This is a genomic window from Psychrobacter sp., from assembly GCF_049295055.1.
In the GTDB taxonomy this organism is placed as follows: domain Bacteria; phylum Pseudomonadota; class Gammaproteobacteria; order Pseudomonadales; family Moraxellaceae; genus Psychrobacter.
The window spans coordinates 1-16,878 of sequence record NZ_JBAQQF010000044.1 but is presented as its reverse complement, the minus strand read 5'-3'; the positions used below and the strand labels follow the sequence as shown (position 1 = coordinate 16,878).

At 44.3% G+C, this 16,878-nt stretch carries 14 protein-coding genes and 2 pseudogenes; 2 read left to right on the top strand and 14 right to left on the bottom strand.

What is annotated here, in order from left to right:
• Nucleotides 1–269: 269 nt before the first annotated feature.
• A pseudogene (locus WAZ74_RS06170) lies at nucleotides 270–1,494 on the bottom strand (IS3 family transposase).
• 65 nt (nucleotides 1,495–1,559) lie between these two features.
• Between WAZ74_RS06170 and WAZ74_RS06165 the strand changes: the two are divergent.
• Together WAZ74_RS06165 and WAZ74_RS06160 are read left to right on the top strand one after the other, a co-directional pair.
• A pseudogene (locus WAZ74_RS06165) lies at nucleotides 1,560–1,781 on the top strand (transposase); the annotation flags it as partial.
• A gap of 259 nt (nucleotides 1,782–2,040) precedes the next feature.
• On the top strand, nucleotides 2,041–2,805 hold the full coding sequence (locus WAZ74_RS06160; protein ID WP_227522957.1) for a sulfite exporter TauE/SafE family protein: 765 nt from the start codon (nucleotides 2,041–2,043) through the stop codon (nucleotides 2,803–2,805).
• Between the two features lie 465 nt (nucleotides 2,806–3,270).
• Here WAZ74_RS06160 and ccmI read toward each other — a convergent pair whose 3' ends face one another.
• The 13 genes from ccmI to WAZ74_RS06095 form a co-directional block, all read right to left on the bottom strand.
• Nucleotides 3,271–4,551: a c-type cytochrome biogenesis protein CcmI gene (ccmI, locus tag WAZ74_RS06155; protein ID WP_062844964.1), complete on the bottom strand. Its 1,281-nt coding sequence runs from the start codon at nucleotides 4,549–4,551 to the stop codon at nucleotides 3,271–3,273.
• Nucleotides 4,548–5,111: a cytochrome c-type biogenesis protein gene (locus WAZ74_RS06150; protein ID WP_062844965.1), complete on the bottom strand. Its 564-nt coding sequence runs from the start codon at nucleotides 5,109–5,111 to the stop codon at nucleotides 4,548–4,550. The genes ccmI and WAZ74_RS06150 overlap by 4 nt, the downstream gene beginning before the upstream one ends.
• Complete coding sequence (locus WAZ74_RS06145; protein WP_062844966.1) at nucleotides 5,108–5,758, bottom strand: DsbE family thiol:disulfide interchange protein; 651 nt, start codon at nucleotides 5,756–5,758, stop codon at nucleotides 5,108–5,110. The genes WAZ74_RS06150 and WAZ74_RS06145 overlap by 4 nt, the downstream gene beginning before the upstream one ends.
• On the bottom strand, nucleotides 5,751–7,805 hold the full coding sequence (locus tag WAZ74_RS06140) for a heme lyase CcmF/NrfE family subunit (protein WP_058025868.1): 2,055 nt from the start codon (nucleotides 7,803–7,805) through the stop codon (nucleotides 5,751–5,753). The genes WAZ74_RS06145 and WAZ74_RS06140 overlap by 8 nt, the downstream gene beginning before the upstream one ends.
• 244 nt (nucleotides 7,806–8,049) lie before the next feature.
• Nucleotides 8,050–9,339 (bottom strand): hypothetical protein, encoded by a 1,290-nt coding sequence (locus tag WAZ74_RS06135; RefSeq protein WP_036599449.1) that lies wholly within the window; start codon nucleotides 9,337–9,339, stop codon nucleotides 8,050–8,052.
• A 90-nt stretch (nucleotides 9,340–9,429) separates the two neighbouring features.
• A complete protein-coding gene (tatC, locus tag WAZ74_RS06130) occupies nucleotides 9,430–10,299 on the bottom strand; it encodes a twin-arginine translocase subunit TatC (protein ID WP_011959994.1) in 870 nt (289 codons plus the stop codon).
• Complete coding sequence (gene tatB / locus WAZ74_RS06125) at nucleotides 10,296–10,682, bottom strand: Sec-independent protein translocase protein TatB (RefSeq protein ID WP_036599454.1); 387 nt, start codon at nucleotides 10,680–10,682, stop codon at nucleotides 10,296–10,298. Before tatB ends, tatC begins: the two co-directional genes overlap by 4 nt.
• A 55-nt stretch (nucleotides 10,683–10,737) precedes the next feature.
• Nucleotides 10,738–11,022 carry a Sec-independent protein translocase subunit TatA gene (gene tatA / locus WAZ74_RS06120; RefSeq protein ID WP_011959992.1) on the bottom strand — a complete coding sequence of 95 codons (285 nt, stop codon included), beginning with the start codon at nucleotides 11,020–11,022 and terminating at the stop codon, nucleotides 10,738–10,740.
• Between the two features lie 80 nt (nucleotides 11,023–11,102).
• Nucleotides 11,103–13,721: a copper-transporting P-type ATPase gene (locus tag WAZ74_RS06115; RefSeq protein ID WP_422306871.1), complete on the bottom strand. Its 2,619-nt coding sequence runs from the start codon at nucleotides 13,719–13,721 to the stop codon at nucleotides 11,103–11,105.
• A 115-nt stretch (nucleotides 13,722–13,836) separates the two neighbouring features.
• Nucleotides 13,837–14,013 (bottom strand): hypothetical protein, encoded by a 177-nt coding sequence (locus WAZ74_RS06110; protein WP_157769651.1) that lies wholly within the window; start codon nucleotides 14,011–14,013, stop codon nucleotides 13,837–13,839.
• 129 nt (nucleotides 14,014–14,142) lie between these two features.
• Nucleotides 14,143–14,619 (bottom strand): DUF305 domain-containing protein, encoded by a 477-nt coding sequence (locus WAZ74_RS06105; RefSeq protein WP_037059145.1) that lies wholly within the window; start codon nucleotides 14,617–14,619, stop codon nucleotides 14,143–14,145.
• A 95-nt stretch (nucleotides 14,620–14,714) separates the two neighbouring features.
• Nucleotides 14,715–15,857 carry a copper resistance protein B gene (locus WAZ74_RS06100; RefSeq protein ID WP_422306896.1) on the bottom strand — a complete coding sequence of 381 codons (1,143 nt, stop codon included), beginning with the start codon at nucleotides 15,855–15,857 and terminating at the stop codon, nucleotides 14,715–14,717.
• 25 nt (nucleotides 15,858–15,882) lie between these two features.
• On the bottom strand, nucleotides 15,883–16,878 hold a 996-nt coding region (locus tag WAZ74_RS06095; protein ID WP_422306862.1), incomplete at its 5' end, for a multicopper oxidase domain-containing protein.

The window sequence follows — 16,878 nt, the reverse complement described above, 5'->3', positions numbered from 1 at the left end:
ATACAGGCACGGGTTGGTAACACGCCCTTTATGCTTATGGGAAATTATCCTATCTTGATAATAATAACCTTGTTATTACTACTAAGCTATTTTGGCAAAGGTCTAACCACACTTAGAAGACGAGGGTGATAGTAAACTTAATCATAATAATTTAATCAGTGTAAGTTTTTTATTTTTTCTAGGTAACGTTCTCACGCACGTAAATATAAAAGTTTTAAACTATTGACCCCTGCCGTCAAATCCGTATACATAAACTTGGGAGATTTTAATTACGCAGCTTGACGATAATAATCAAACCACACCTGTCTTGGCGATTGATAGCCCAAACCCTTTTGAATCCTCGTCTGATTGTAGTACAGCTCGATATAACTGATAATATCATTGATGGCTGTGAACCTTGTTTTATAGTCTTGATGATATACCAGCTCATTCTTTAATGTGCCCCAGAAGCTTTCTATCGGAGCGTTATCGAAACAGTTGCCTTTGCCGCTCATTGAGCCTATAAATTGATGCTGCTTAATGGTCTTGTGGTAGGCGTGACTGCAATACTGACTGCCTCTGTCTGAATGAACGATTAGCCCTTTGCTTGGACGTTTATTCTTGATGGCCATATTTAGTGCTTTGCAAACTAAATCTGCGGTCATACGCTTGTTAATAGCGTAACCGACAAGCTCTTTGGTGTATAAGTCTTTGACCCCTGCTAAGTACAGCCAACCCTCATTCGTCCAGATATAGGTGATGTCGCTGACCCACGACTCGTTAGGGCGCTTAGCATCAAACTTCTGATCCAGTACGTTTGGATAGACCAGCTTGTTGTGATTGGAGTCGGTGGTGACTTTAAAGCGCTTATGACGACGACATTTAATGCCGTGTTGCTCTTTGATGCTTCTTACCATATACAGGCTAATGTTATGGCCTTGCTCGCTTAGATGAGCATGCAGTCGATCTGCGCCATAACGTTCTTTCGTTTCATTGTGAGCCGCTTTAACCAGTAATTCAGACTGGTTGCGATGTATCTGTTGGTCGCTGAGATCACGACTTAGCCAGTCGTAATAGCTTGATGGCTTAACCCTTAACACACGGCACATAGTGGTGATGCGAAAGAGGAACTGGTTGTCTTTGATAAAGGCGTACCTGACTAACTGTTTCTCGCGAAGTACGCCGTCGCCAACTCGAGCATAGCTCTCCCCTTGCGTCGGGGCGAAGCAGTGCTTCGCTTTATCCCTCCTCATTTAGTATTTCGCGTTCCTCTTCGGCAACTTTAAGCTGTCGCTTTAGGCGTTTTACCTCTTCAAGCGCACTCATAAGTTCAGGGTCATACTGCTTTGTTCCTACAAGCTTGCCTTGATTAGCTTTGTTCTGCCAGTTGGATAGCGTTTGCATGGCGATGCCAAGTTGCTTTGCGGTCGCTGAAATATTGCCGTTGTTATCCGCTATCTTCTTGACGGCTTCAGCTTTAAATTCGTCACTGTAGGTTCTTACTTTCTTGGTCATGGTAAACTCCTGTCAATACGCTTAGTTTACCAAGTTTATCTCTACGGTTTCTTCAGCATAGCTCACAATTACTCAAGCCTATGGATGAGGCACTACTCAATCATCGCTCTTTGGTTGAAACGGTGTTTGGAGAGCTTAAAAACTTGTGCCAAATCGAACACTCACGCTATCGTAGTGTCACGGGTTTTATTACAAACTTGCTGTCAGGTTTGATTGCTTATTGCTGGTTTCCCTATAAACCCACCATCAAAAACATGCCTCAGCAGGGACAGGTAGCGACATTGTAAATAGTATCAATGAGTTACAATGTGGCTTATCCCGAACTGGGGTTATGATAGCTATCAGCTTTGGATGTACTAGCTTTGCCCCTGACCCATTCTCTACGTAGAACGCAGCAAGTTTATGACCATGATCAGTAGCAAACTGTATGAGCTCATTTTTGGCACGCTTGGCATCTTGCTCTTCAGGTAACGTTTTATGGTGACTTTAGATAGGATATAGCTCTAAAACAATCTCGTTCCCTTCTGTTAATGTTGGAGCTTAACCGTGCTCGATATTTTACAAGCAATTCCTAATTGGCATCTTGCAGGGCTGTTTTTGGCGGGTATGATTGCTTTTGTGATTTCCACCATATCAGGAGGTGGCGGTGCACTTTTACTTATACCTGTCACCTCTGCGCTGATAGGGATCTCGGCTGCGCCACCCGTGATTAATTTAGGTAATTTCATTAGTCGCCCTTCACGTCTTTATTTATTTTGGCATCATATCGACTGGTCGCTAATAAAGTATTATGCGCCAAGCGCTATCGTTGGTGCGTGGTTAGCTGCATTATTATTTAGCCGTCTTGATGGGAGCTGGATTCAGTTATTAGTGGGTGCATTTTTGATATCTACCGTCTTGCAGTATCGTTTTGGCAAAGTAGAAAAATCTTTTAATATGCCTAAACTGGGGTTTGTGCCTTTAGGTTTTATTACGGCGTTCATTAGCACACTCGTCGGCGGTTTGGGTCCTGTGCTCAATCCTTTCTATATGAATACGGGATTACAAAAAGAAGATTTAATCGCTACTAAAACAGCTAATTCATTCTTTGTAGGATTGGCTCAGATTGGTAGTTATACTTTTTTTGGCGTATTGACTGCCAATCTTTGGATTTATGGCTTTGCTTTAGGGCTTGGTGCTGTGGTTGGCAACATCATTGGTAAGCGCTTTTTAGCAGGTATGAATATCAAGCAGTTTAGAGTGATGCTGATCCTATTAATGGTCATTAGTGGCGTAGTGATGATTGTCCAAAACGTCATGATTCTGTTTTAAATTAAACCAAAGTTATCTGACAGTGAATATATTCATTATCACTGCTAGAGCTAACAATACTGATGTAAAAACAAGCTACGCGGACCATAGCTGAAACGCGGGATACTCAGATAGGGATAGATAACTAAGAATTCATTCGAGGCATGGTTGCCTGTGCGGTACTAATTCTAAATAGTGAGCAGCAAGCAAACCTTTGCCACCGTATTTACTCATGGTCCCACTGTTAAAAAGTCTTTAGTAGAGTTATTAAGCCATATACCTCTTCTGCGGGAAGCTGAAAATGAGCTGTCTGTTATGTTTAATCAAGACTTTCTATAGTCATCCGTCCAATTATTTCACTAGCAAAACACCATAGCCGTTTTTTACTTCTTTACTAATAGGTTATACAGCTATTGATAGCACCACTTTCAAAAGCTGTCCTACATACGGTTCTAGTATTATGAAACTTACTGTAATAATCATTTGTTAAGGGATCTGTTGATTGATTTCAATATTAACTTGAGTCTGTTCAGCGCTAATCACTACTGGGTTACCTGATAGATCACCCGACTCTGCGGACGCAGTCCCACTATGGCTAACACGAGCAACGACTGCTAACTGAGTTTTGTCGCTACGGGCAGATTGTAACGTGCGTTCTGGCATCATCGCATCAAGATCGCTTAAACGGATACTGGCTTTACCTTGCTTGATGATACTAATAGGTAAACGTTTGGCGGCAAACGGAGGGCCCCCTTTCACATCACGTATCGCTACAAACAACACATCATTGGCTTTAACCAATGGTAATAGACTCGCATCAATAGAGACGGTAACTTCGATACCTTGCGCGGCTTGCTGCTCTTGCTCGATGACATTAGCACTTAGCTCATCAAGGCTCGCTAGCGCTTTACTATGGTCACCTGGTTTGGCAGCGATGCTCTCACGTAAACGCTTAATCCAACCTTGCGCTTCTGCAAAGTTACTACCACGTGCCTCACCCATTGCCATTAGCATCTGCGCACCTTCATGCTGTGGATTTTTGGCAAGGACATCTTGTAATACACGGCGGCTACTGGCATCAAGCTGACCTTTATTGGCAAAAAAGCTAATCTGCGCATAAGTGGTCGCAATCTCTTCATTGTCTGGTGACAGACGGTAAGCGCGTGACAAAGCTTCAATCGCTGAGTCGGTAGCTTCAAGCGATAAAAACAGCTCTGACAAACGCATCCAGCGATCAGGATCATCGGCATGACGATAAACGTTGGTCTGCATCGCGCTGATAAGCTGCTGGCCGTTTTCGATTGCCCATACAGGTGGCTGATCGATTTTGCCAGTCAACAAGTCATCAGCGACTTTTCCGACCTTGTCTTCGGCCGTCCACAGATCAAACACAGGCGTTCGGTCACCCACCATCAGATACGCCAGCGCAGCCAATACAGGCACCCAAACCATGAGGATCAAGCGGCTTTTGATACCAGGGGTGACCATCGGCGTGACTTCACGCTGGGCATCCAATAGTTGCCGCTCAAGCTCAAGCTTTTGGTTTTGGTAGTGAGCATCATCGATGGTGCCACTGTCTTTGTCTGTTTTTAGCTCTGCCAGACGCTCGCGAAACACCGCCACGTTGATATCTAGTAGCTGGTTGTCCACAGAAGTGCCTGATGTACGCGTGGCGCGCAGCCATGGCATGATGGTAATAACAGCAAGGAGTAAGGCAATCAGTAAGCTTAGAGCAATAAATAAGCCAGCAGTAGAGAATATGGTCATTTTTTGTCCTCGGGGCTTGTGGTGTCATGAGCGTCATTATCGGTGCTATTGGCACGCGATAGCAGACGATCAAGTTCGGCTTTTTCGGCGGCAGTCAGCTCCGAGGCGGTATTATCTACCGTCACTCTACTCTGACCGCTCGCTACCAGCTGGCGGCGACGGCTTTGCCAAAACCACCCTATCAATAATACGATCAGTAGCAATGGCGGAAAAAACCATAAAATCCATGTCGATGGACGTACAGGCGGCTTGTAGCTGATAAAATCGCCGTAGCGCTCTTGCATATAATCCCGGATTTCCGCATCACTACGTCTGTCTTTAATCAAATCATAGACTTTTTGCTTTAAGTCTTGGGCAATCGGCGCATCAGAACCTGCCAAGTTTTGGTTTTGGCATTTCGGGCAACGTAGCTCTTCGATCAATCCTCGGTATTGTGCTTCTTGTTGGACAGAATCAAAATCATAGACGTCAATCGCCGCATAGCTGGTCACACTTAGGAGACAGGCAAGTATTAAGCTCGCTACTTTTATCGTAACGGCCTTTATTGAAAGGGCTATCATTTGCACACCTCTTCAACCTGAATCGCATCTGGACTGACGTTATTATCATTGGCATCATTGAGTACCGTTAAGCAAGGCTCAATACGATCTTGCCAGTTACTCTCGTTAATCTCACCAACAATGTGCTGGCGAATAACGCCTTCACCATCGACAGTGAAAGTCTCAGGCGCACCCGTCAACCCTAAGTCCAAGGCAAACTGGCCGGACAAATCCTGAATAGACATCGAAAAGGGATCACCGCCTCGGTTCAGATAACCGAAAGCATCACCAATATCGTCTTTATAATTCACGCCAACCAGATTGACACCACGCTCTTCTAGTTGCATCAAAAAAGGATGCTCAATAACGCAAGTTGGGCACCAAGAGCCCCAAATATTCATCAAAAAGGGCTCATCAGGTAAGTTGTCATTGGTCATGATCCGACTGGTATCGGACAACAATGGCAGCTCAAACGCTGGTACTGGGCGTTCAAGCGCGGTATTGGTTACGATTTCAGTCGGCTGCCCCAAACGAAAATAAAGCATAACCATAACAGCAGCAAAGATGATCAGCGGGATCAAAAACCATATTCTAATTTGGCTTTTTTTCATTGTTCGATTACCTTTTGTTTCAGGGGGTTGCTCGGAAAAATGATTAGACTTAGTCATTTTGCTTCTCCCCTATTAGTGTCGTGTTATTAGTAGTGCTTTTAACATCTAAATCAGTAACCGTCGTAAAGCCTGACTTACTCGCTGCAATTTGTGCAGGGGTCTTGGATGTTTTGAGACGATAGCGCCTATCAAGCATACTCAGCAGACCACCCAATGCCATAATAATAGCGCCGAGCCATATCCAACGAATCAATGGCTTCACATAAATACGTACGGCCCATTTATTACTGCCTTCAGCTATAGGTTCACCAAGTGCGACGTACACATCACGCATCAGACTGTCATCAATCGCTGCTTCGGTCATTGGCATCATGCTAATAATGTAATTGCGTTTTTCAGGGTATAACGTAGTCACAGCACGGCTATCTTTACTCACTTCGACCTCAGCTTGGGTCGCATCATAGTTACTGCCTTTGACTTCGCGGAAGCCTTTAACGGTGAAGTCGTAACCTTGGACATGGACCGTTTCGCCAACACTCAATGCCACATCGCGCTCGATACTCAAGGTACTGGTAAAGGCAACACCGATGACCGCTACAATCACACCAATATGTGCCGTTTGCTGACCCCAGTAGCTTAAACGCAGCTTATTTAAGCCTTGCAAAAAGCTTGGTGCATTTTTGGTTTTGTCTTTGAAATCAACCACCATCCAGAACAGTACCCAAAAACTTACTGCTAGTGTTACACCAATATTAAGCATGGCAGATGGACTGACAAAGTAAGTGATGACTGCAGCTAATACTAGACTGCTCGCCGCAATGACCATACCAACGCCTAACAATGGACGCTTATCTTGTTTCCAGCGGATATTGGAGCCCATACCCATGGCAACCAGCAATAGCCATGTTAAAGGCACAAATAGCGCATTAAAGTACGGAGGACCTACCGATACCTGACCCAAGCTAAAGGCGTCGGCAATGATAGGATAGAGGGTACCAAGCAATACCACTAACGTTGCAATCAAAATGATGACGTTGTTAATGACTAAAAATGACTCACGCGAAACCAGTTGATACTGACTTTCAATCGTCAAACGCCAGCCACGCAGCGCAAACATCAGCAAACCACCACCGACGATGATGCCAAGAATCACTAAAATTACCAGACCACGAGTGGGGTCAGCGGCAAACGAATGCACTGAGGTAATAACCCCTGAACGTACAAGGAAAGTACCCAAGAGACTTAAGGCAAAAGCAAAGATAGCCAGCATAATGGTCCATGCTTTAAAGACACCGCGCTTCTCAGTCACTGCCAACGAATGCAGCAAGGCTAAACCGGCAAGCCAAGGCATCAGTGAGGCGTTTTCTACAGGATCCCAAAACCACCAGCCGCCCCAGCCAAGCTCATAATACGCCCACCAAGAGCCAAGAGCGATACCAACGGTCAAAAACCCCCAAGCCGCTAGCGCCCATGGACGCGACCAACGTGTCCATACTGCATCCAAACGCCCTTCCCACAATGCCGCCATACAAAAAGCAAATGGCACCGCTAAGCCCACATAACCCATATACAGCATCGGTGGATGAACGATCAGCCCAAAATCCTGCAAAAGTGGGTTGAGATCTACCCCATCTACGGGCAGATTGGGCAAGGTACGATCAAATGGCGACGAGGTAAAAATCAGCATCGCTAGCATCATGACCTGCACACCGGCCAATATCACGAGTACCCGCGCGCGCATCGACAACGGTAAGCCACGGCTAAAATAGGAGACCAGCGCGCACCACGTGGCCATGATGGTCATCCACAACAAGAGCGAGCCTTCGTGTCCGCCCCATGTCGCCGAGAGTTTATAGTACCAAGGCAACAAAGTATTAGAGTGCTGCGTGACATAGACGAGACTAAAGTCATTGAAATAAAAGCCTGCCATCAATGCAACAAATGAAAAAATCATGGCAGCAAACTGTGCCCATGCCAAACTCGGTGCCAAACGCTGCCAAGCAACATGGTCACGCATAACGCCTATCGTTGGTAATACCACCTGCAAAATCGCCAAGATTAAGGCGGCTAGCAAGGCAAAATAACCCAATTCTGTGATTAACATACGGTCTAACCCTGTTTACTCTAATATGATTTAAGCTCACTGTAACGGTTGGATTTTTATTATTGGAAACTATTGAAATTTACTGCTATCTCTAGCTCCAATTGTTTTCGAAGTGTTTTGAAAAGCGTGCCGAAAGTAATAGACAATCATAAATATACAACCATCTTTTGTTAGGTAAGAAGAATATTGAATTAGTTAACCGGACTTATAACAGCCTAATGCTATCTAAATAAGACCTAGACGATCACACCTGAAAGACAGGCGCGAATCCACCGCCTGGCGTACGGAAGTTAGTCACCTGACCTTGATACACACGCGCAGCAGGTAGTAACAGTTTTCCGCCATACGTATAAAGACGTATATCTACCTTTCTTGTTGTTACGATGTCATCAATTTTGAGTGATCTCTCTCCTGCAGGGACAAAGGTCTGTGCGATATAATCTTCATCCAGAATGTTTTCGAAGACGCGTCGAGTCAGTTTGCTACCGCGATAAACGCCTTTGCTTCCATGACCAGCAACTGGCTTAAAAAACAGTTGCCGCCGAGTAAGCCACAACTCTGCTGCATCGTCTCTTGATACAATCTTAGTCCTCGGTACAGACCTTTCGAGGCACTCCACTGCAGCCTCATCCAGACCCCAAGAGCGCAATATTTGGGAGTCTGATAGCAATGTCAGGTTTTGCTTATTGGCCAACATAGCATGTACGCGGGGATTGGGTGTCACTACCACAGCACCCTCTAAATAAGCCTGCTTAAGCAATACATGGTCAGGGTCCTCAAATGCAAAGTCGACAAGCCGATTGTAAATCATATCGATTTTCTGGCCATGGGCTGTTAACGTACCGTCGATATACTCGAGTTCAGAGGGATCAAGTATCACAGTATCAATACCTCTAGCTTGGAGCAGTTGACAGGCTAACTCAAACTCTAAGAACATGAACTGACTCTCGGGGTCATTGTCCACAATGGCTATCCGATTGGGCATAGCAACAGCGGACTGTCGCTGCCATTCCTGTTTGAACATGTCAAACACTGCTTCCTCGAACCTATCTAGCATTTGATTGGTTGCAGCGCTTTGCTCTGAGGGGTTGCAACAGCGTTTTTGTGCGCGAGCGAGCAACACATTCAGAAATGCGCCACCGGCATTAGTATTGACCTCGATGAGCTGAGGTCCATCGCTACCCAAGTGAAAGTCATAACCCATGAGGGCCCCTATTGGGCCTGGGTCGAAAGCAGCTATTTCTGGTGCCCACGACAGCACTTGCTCTTGATACAATGGCAGTTCGGCAGCTGACTCGATAGCCCTGACGATTCGCTCCATCGCCTCTATCTCTGTTTTGGGAACGAACACGGGTGTTGCTGAAAAAAGCTTATTAAGCTCGTTCGCTCCTATTGGATTGTTTCTAGTTTCTACCAATTGATCTTGAAGGCTTGTATTAAGCGCTTTACGATCAAGGGTAATGCAGTAGCACTCTTGGTTAAGTCGATTTGCAAGACCGTCATTTTTTTCGTTGTTATTAGTTGGGTGTTCCATTTAGAGTCCGTCGCTAAGTAGAGTACTCACGCTGACATACTCTAGTAAAAAGTAAAAAGTAAAAAAGGTTCTTGGCGTATTTAAGTAGTGCTAGCTACTTTCTAATGTTTCATTCCCTGAGACTAAATCATTATTTCGTTCATTTTTAATTAATATCTTTGCTAAGAGTAAACCCAGCTCAAATAATAGCCACATAGGAATCGCCAACAACAGCATTGATACACCATCAGGCGGTGTCACTACCGCGGCGATCCCAAAACAGCCGACTATGATATAACGACGCTTATCTTCTAAAATTTGAGTAGAAACGATTCCGGCCATTATCAGCAATAAGGTAACCACTGGAATCTCAAAAGTCAGTCCAAACACCATAAATAGCTTGAGGGCAAAGCTCAGATAACTGTCAATATCGGTCATTGGTATAACGTTCTGCGGAGCGAACATAATAAAAAATTTCAATACCCCTTTGAGTACGACAAAGTAGGAAAAAGCAACACCAGCATAAAATAGAAATATCGAAGATAGCAGTACAGGAATGGCAATTTTCTTCTCTTTTTTATATAAGCCGGAAGCTACAAATGACCAAATTTGATACAGGATATAAGGCATTGCTAAAAATGCGGCGACGAATATCGTTAAGCGAATGGGTGCCATAAAGTTTGACGTTATATCAGTGGCAATCATGGTCGAATTGATGGGTAACTGCGCCACTAATGGGTCTGATAAAAGATTATAAAGCTCGCGTGAAAATCCCACCAATACTAAGAATATAATTAAGACGACCACGCATATTCTTATTAAGTGCGTACGCAGCTCGATTAAATGTCCGGTAATAGGCATATCGCCAAGCGTACCTAACGTATCTCCAGACTCACTATTCTGTGTTGTATCTGTTGGCGCCTCAAACTCTATATCTGTTATTTTTTCTTGTCGACTTTTTTGCCGTTTAAATAGGCTCACTGATCCGCCTCCTGTTTAATGAACGAGGAGGTAGTATTCTGTTGATGGTCTTTATCATAAGGGGTGATTGACTGATGTGAAGCGTCTAGGCTTTGGTTCTGTGACTGCTCAAACTTTTGCATACTGCCACGCATTTCTGCTAATTCGCGCTTCATATCCGACTCGGTCTGACGGATTTTCGCAAGTTCATTTTGCATTTGTTGACGTGTTTCAGCTAGATCAAGCTCAGCTTCTATTTCAGATTGTAGAGTGGATACTGTACGGCGCAGTTTGGCATACCATTGCCCAGCGGTACGTGCGGCTTGCGGCAGTTTTTCTGGCCCCAATACGATTAAAGCAATGACGCCAAACAAGAGTAATTCGGAAAACCCAATATCAAACATAACAGTCACATATATTAATAGACTACTTAGTGCCGCTATTTATAAGCGGCGCGCTTCATACTTTAGGCTGGTCATCAGTGGAAATAGGGCTGATTTCCATATCATCAGCCTGATTACCTACACGCGTATTTAAATCATTACTTGCAGCTGGCGTACTATTTTCATGGCTAAGCACATGATTTTTGCGAGCATTCTCGGGTTCTTCATCTTTGACCGCTTCTTTAAAACCCTTCACCGCACCGCCTAAATCTTTACCTGCATTTTTAAGCTTGGCAGTACCAAATACGACCACCACTACGACCAATAAAATCAGCCAATGTGTAATAGAAAAGCTGCCCATAACGGTATCCTTATATTTTGTGATCTTGTTTAGACCAGTATGTGTCAGTGTGCTTTAGAACACTTTTTACCGTACCAGAATTATAGTTTCAAACGGCGCAATCGCAGCGCGTTAGCAATCACCGAGAATGACGACAAGCTCATCGCTGCCGCTGCTATCATCGGACTGAGCAGAAGCCCAAATATGGGATAGAGCACACCTGCGGCAATAGGAACACCAAGTGCATTGTAGATAAAGGCAAAAAACAGATTCTGTCTGATATTGCGCATGGTGGCGTGGCTAAGCTTATAAGCTTTGGCAATGCCCATTAAATCACCTTTTAGCAGGGTAATGCCCGCACTCTCCATCGCCACATCGGTACCAGTTCCCATAGCGATACCAACATTAGCTTGCGCTAGCGCTGGTGCGTCGTTGATACCATCACCCGCCATAGCGACCAATTTACCGCTGTCTTGCATTTCTTTGACGATACGGTTTTTATCCTCTGGTGAGACATCCGCATGAACTTCATCAATACCTAGTTTATTGGCGACTGCCTGCGCGGTTTTTTCGTTGTCACCGGTTAGCATCACAACTTTTAAACCTGCGTCATGAAGCAGTGAAATAGCCTCTTTAGTGCTTGGTTTAATAGGGTCAGCAACTGAAATAATACCAGCAGCTTTACCGTCTATAGCCACAAACATTACCGTTTCTCCGTCTTTTCTACGGACATCAGCTTTAGTGGACAGCTCATTATCAAAACTATTTAGGCTTTCCATAAGCTTAGAGTTACCAATAGCGACTTTCTTACCATCGACCACGGCTTGTACGCCTTCGCCAGTAGTCGAATTAAAGTCAGTAGCTTTAGGAATAATGAGTGATCTTTCTTGAGCTGCTCTAACGATAGCTTCTGCTAAAGGATGCTCGCTAGCGCTTTCTACTGAGGCTACCAATGCGAGGAACTCGTCTTCATCTTGACCTACCTGCGCATCAATTGCGGTAAGCTCGGGCTTACCAGCGGTCAGTGTTCCGGTCTTGTCGACGACAATGGTATCGACTTTTTCCATACTCTCTAACGCTTCAGCATTTTTGATGAGGACGCCGTTTTGCGCGCCTTTGCCGGTACCAACCATAATGGACATCGGCGTCGCTAGACCAAGGGCACAAGGACAAGCAATAATCAGTACCGCAATCGCGTTAACCAAAGCATAGGTCATAGCGGGCTCAGGGCCGAATATTGCCCAGACAATAAAGGTAATGACGGAGCAAATAAGCACGATCGGTACGAACCACCCAGCTACCTTATCTACCAATTTCTGTATAGGTGCGCGGCTACGCTGGGCTTCAGCAACCATTTGTACAATTTTAGATAATACTGAATCTGCTCCAACATTGACCGCTTCGACTAATAGCGTTCCGGTGCCATTTACCGTACCACCAGTCACTGTATCTCCTGCTACTTTTGATACAGGGATTGGCTCACCCGTCACCATTGATTCATCAACATTACTATTACCATCGATCACTGTACCATCTACGGGTAGTTTCTCACCTGGTTTAACCCGTAGCTTATCGCCAGTGACGACCTCATCAAGCGAGACTTCGACTTCTTCACCGTTTTCATCGACACGTCTTGCGGTTGGTGGTGCGAGCTCAAGCAAAGCTCTAATCGCACCTGAAGTTTGACTTCTAGCTTTGAGCTCTAATACTTGACCCAGTAGCACCAAGGTCACAATGACCGCTGCCGCTTCATAGTAGACTCCGACTTGACCAGAGGCATCTCTGAAACTGTCTGGGAAAATATCGGGAAAAAAGGTCGCGACAATACTAAAAATATAAGCAGCGCCTACGCCTATCGCAATCAAGGTAAACATATTTAGATTGCGGCTTTTTATAGACTGCCAGCCACGGACGAAAAACGGGGCGGCGCCCCAAAGCACTACAGGGGTCGCGAGCACTAACTCAGCCCATTGTAAGATCTTTGAAGAGATACCATACTGACTAAAATTAACTACGTTTAAGTCAAACATACCGCTCATCACATATATTAATAGCGGTACAGTCAACACGGTACATATCCAAAAACGACGAGTCATATCGTCAAGCTCTGAGGTGTCCTCTTCACCGATAGTAAGCGTTTCGGGCTCAAGCGCCATACCACATATCGGACAACCGCTATTTCTAACGTCTCTCACTTCAGGATGCATAGGACAGGTATATACCGTGCCATCGTAATCAGCAGGTACTTTATCGTATTTACCGCCTTTAACAGATTTTACTCCGCTACTATCAGTATCCTTTCCATGACAACTGGCGTGACTATCATCTTTAGCAACTTCGTCTTCAGGTTTAAGAAACATGCCACATATTGGGCAGTCACTTTTTTCAACATCTCTTACTTCTGGATGCATAGGACAAATATAAATCGTGCCGTTATAATTTTCTGGTATCTTGTCGTACTTATTGCCTTCGACAGACTTTAACTCAGTACTATTATTAGCATCCGCTTTATGACAATGCGCATGACTGCCCTCATTATTGTTGGATTCAGCAACCTCGTCTTCAGGTTTGAGAAACATGCCGCATATCGGACAATCGCTCTTCTCAGTATCTCTAACCTCAGGATGCATCGGGCAGATATAAACCGTACCACTATAGTTTTCTGGCACTTTATCGTACTGACCACCTTTGATAGATTTTTCATCGGCAATATGTTTCATAAAATCACTCCTTGAAGACAATAAATAAAGCTTTTAAAGCACAATCATCAACCTTTAATTGCTATTCATCTAATTACTAATCTAGATATCTCGAAAATTAAGTTTCAATTGGAACTTAATCTTTATTACGCAAATATTTGAGTAAGGCCATAATAGTCAATATCAGTACCGCAAAAACCAGTACTGTAAACAATAAGGAGACAATAGATTCTCCCCAACCCATACCGTGCATCGATCCATTCATCATGCCGTGCATAGTCCCGTTCATCATACCGTGCATCATAATAACCATTACAAGGACTCCTTATTTGTTATTTCCTTAGTATAAGTAATGATATAGTGCTAGTGTGTGAACGTACACCTCTCAATAGTCTGCTTACTTAATAACACCTAATACAAAGTGCTCAAAATTTGTGACTGCCTATTCCAACTCATCAATAAGCGCTTGCATCTCACCGATTTCACGCTTTTGTGCTTCGATAATGTCATCAGCAAGCTGGCGTACACGTGGATCTTCGATATCAGCACGCGAACTGGTCAAAATAGCAATCGAGTGATGCGGTATCATCGCCTGCATCCAATCCACTTGATCGACCGTTTGTTGTGATCTAACGCCCCATAAACCAAAGGCAAATAGCACGACACTAATCCCATAAACCATTAGATTGACCTTAGTCTTTTTATACATATTGGTCATAAAGGCGAGCATAATAATAGCCATCATAGCGCCCATATATAACGCCATATAAGCTCTGGTTTCGCTAAAATAAACGTGATCCCATTGATAAGTATTAAAATACATCATGATAAACATCACGACTGTCGATGTTAAAATCATGATTGTGAACTTTACATAAGGGTTCATTTGCTTCTGTTTATTATCCATATGGTTATTCATATTCTTGTCCTTAATTTAGTAAAAAGGCACCTAAATAAAGAGGTGCCTTTTTTTAGAGCTAGTGTTATAAACTGTTGTTACTTACATGGTTAACACTAGAACCAAAATTTCACACCAGCTGTAACGCTACTAGAATCAACAGCTTCGTCTTCTTGACGTCGCAAATCTCTTGCGTTGCCTAAAGCGGTCTCATAGCTGATACCCACATAAGGCGCGAGCTGACGACTTAACATCTCGTAAGTAAGCCTAACGTCAGCCCCAAACTCATTAAAGCCTTTAGTAATATGGTTATCTGTATCATCTTTGCTAAACGCCGTCAGCTCTACTTCTGGAATCACTACCCAATGTTGATCTAAGCGCCACTCATACTCCGCACCTAGATCTAGACGAACTTGCCCATCAGTATATAAATAAGCTCTAGCATCGGTTTCGATGAAGTAAGGTGCAGTGCCTGCAATACCAGCCATCACGGCAGATTTATCATTTTCGGTATCATAAGCAACACCGGCTTCCCCATTCCAAAAAATACTAAGTGGCTTCCAGTAAGATAGTGAGGTTAAGCTATCAATTTCTTTATCATCTTTAGTTTGGATACTACCTTCGCTACGTAGCGTTACGCGGTTGCTGTCTGTACCGTACCACGTATCAAACTCATAATTGATTTGATCATCGTCAAATTGATAGCCCAAATCGTCTACTGATACGCCCCATAACGGTAAGCTACCCATCATCACAGGCTTACCAAAGCGACCATAGGGAACACCGTTCGAGTAGTCAGGGCTTCGAGCATCGGCTGGTGCTTCGCCACCTTGCATTCCTGACATGTCCATACTGCCATGATCCATGCCCGACATATCCATGCCACTATGATCCATACCTGACATATCGCCCGACATATCCATGCCACTATGATCCATATCTGACATGTCACCTGACATATCCATACCACTGTGATCCATATCCGACATATCGCCTGACATATCCATACCACTATGATCCATATCCGACATATCGCCTGACATATCCATGCCACTATGGTCCATATCTGACATATTGCCCGACATATCCATGCTGCTGTGATCCATATCTGACATATCCATACCAGACATGTCCATACCAGACATGTCCATACTGCCATGATCCATGTTCGACATCTCAGCAGCGTTTGCTAAAGGTGACATTAGTAGCATCAAAGATGACATGCCAATAAACGGTAGACCTACTTTATATATTTTCATAATAAGGCTCATATTCGAAGGTTTATTAAACAACGGCAACTTCTCTAAACATCCCTGCTTCCATGTGATAGAGCAAGTGGCAATGCCATGCCCATCTGCCAGCTTCTCCGGTGACATCAAAGCTTATCTTTTGTGCAGGCTGTACCATTATCGTATGCTTACGTACTTGAAACTCACCTGAAGGCATCCGCAGATCGCTCCACATACCATGCAAATGCATGGGATGATTCATCATGGTGTCATTGACTAAGGTAATACGTACGCGCTCGTTGGGCTTAATATTGACCGGTGCGGCATCTTTGAACATAACCCCGTCTAGAGCCCAAATATAGCGCTCCATGTTTCCCGTCAGATGTATTTCAATCTCTCTGGTGGGTTTGCGCTGCTCTGCCATTATCTCATCGCCGACAGAGCGCAACTGACTATAATTCAAAACCTTTCTATCAATGTTACGTAGATTAATACCAGGGTCATCAAGGTTCATACGCGGACTATCAACGCGCATATCGGACTTAAAGTCATATTCTGTTTTGGCATGTTTAGCGTTATAGCCATTCGATCCCATGGCGCCCATCATGTCGGCCATCGTCAGCCATTCGATTTTGTCCATAGCAGGTATCGCAGGACGAGCACCTTTTTTGGTAGCAAGCGTTGTCGCAACATAGCCTGACCGATCTATGTTTTGAGCAAATATGGTATGCGCGTCTTTAGTGGGCGTCACGATGACATCATAAGTCTCGGCCACCCCAATACGGAAATCATCGATATCGACGGGACTGACATCAATCCCATCCGTCGCGACGACTTTCATTTTTAGGCCGGGGATGCGTACATCAAATATCGTCTGCGCTGAACCATTAATAAAACGTAGTTTGACAGGCTGTCCAGCCTTGACAAGTTGCGTCCAGTTAGCCGCTGTGGTTTTACCATTCATCAGATAGGTAAAGGTTTTTTCACCAGACAGATCAGTAAAGTCTGTCGGCATCATGCGCATCTGATTCCACATTTTGCGCTTATCAAA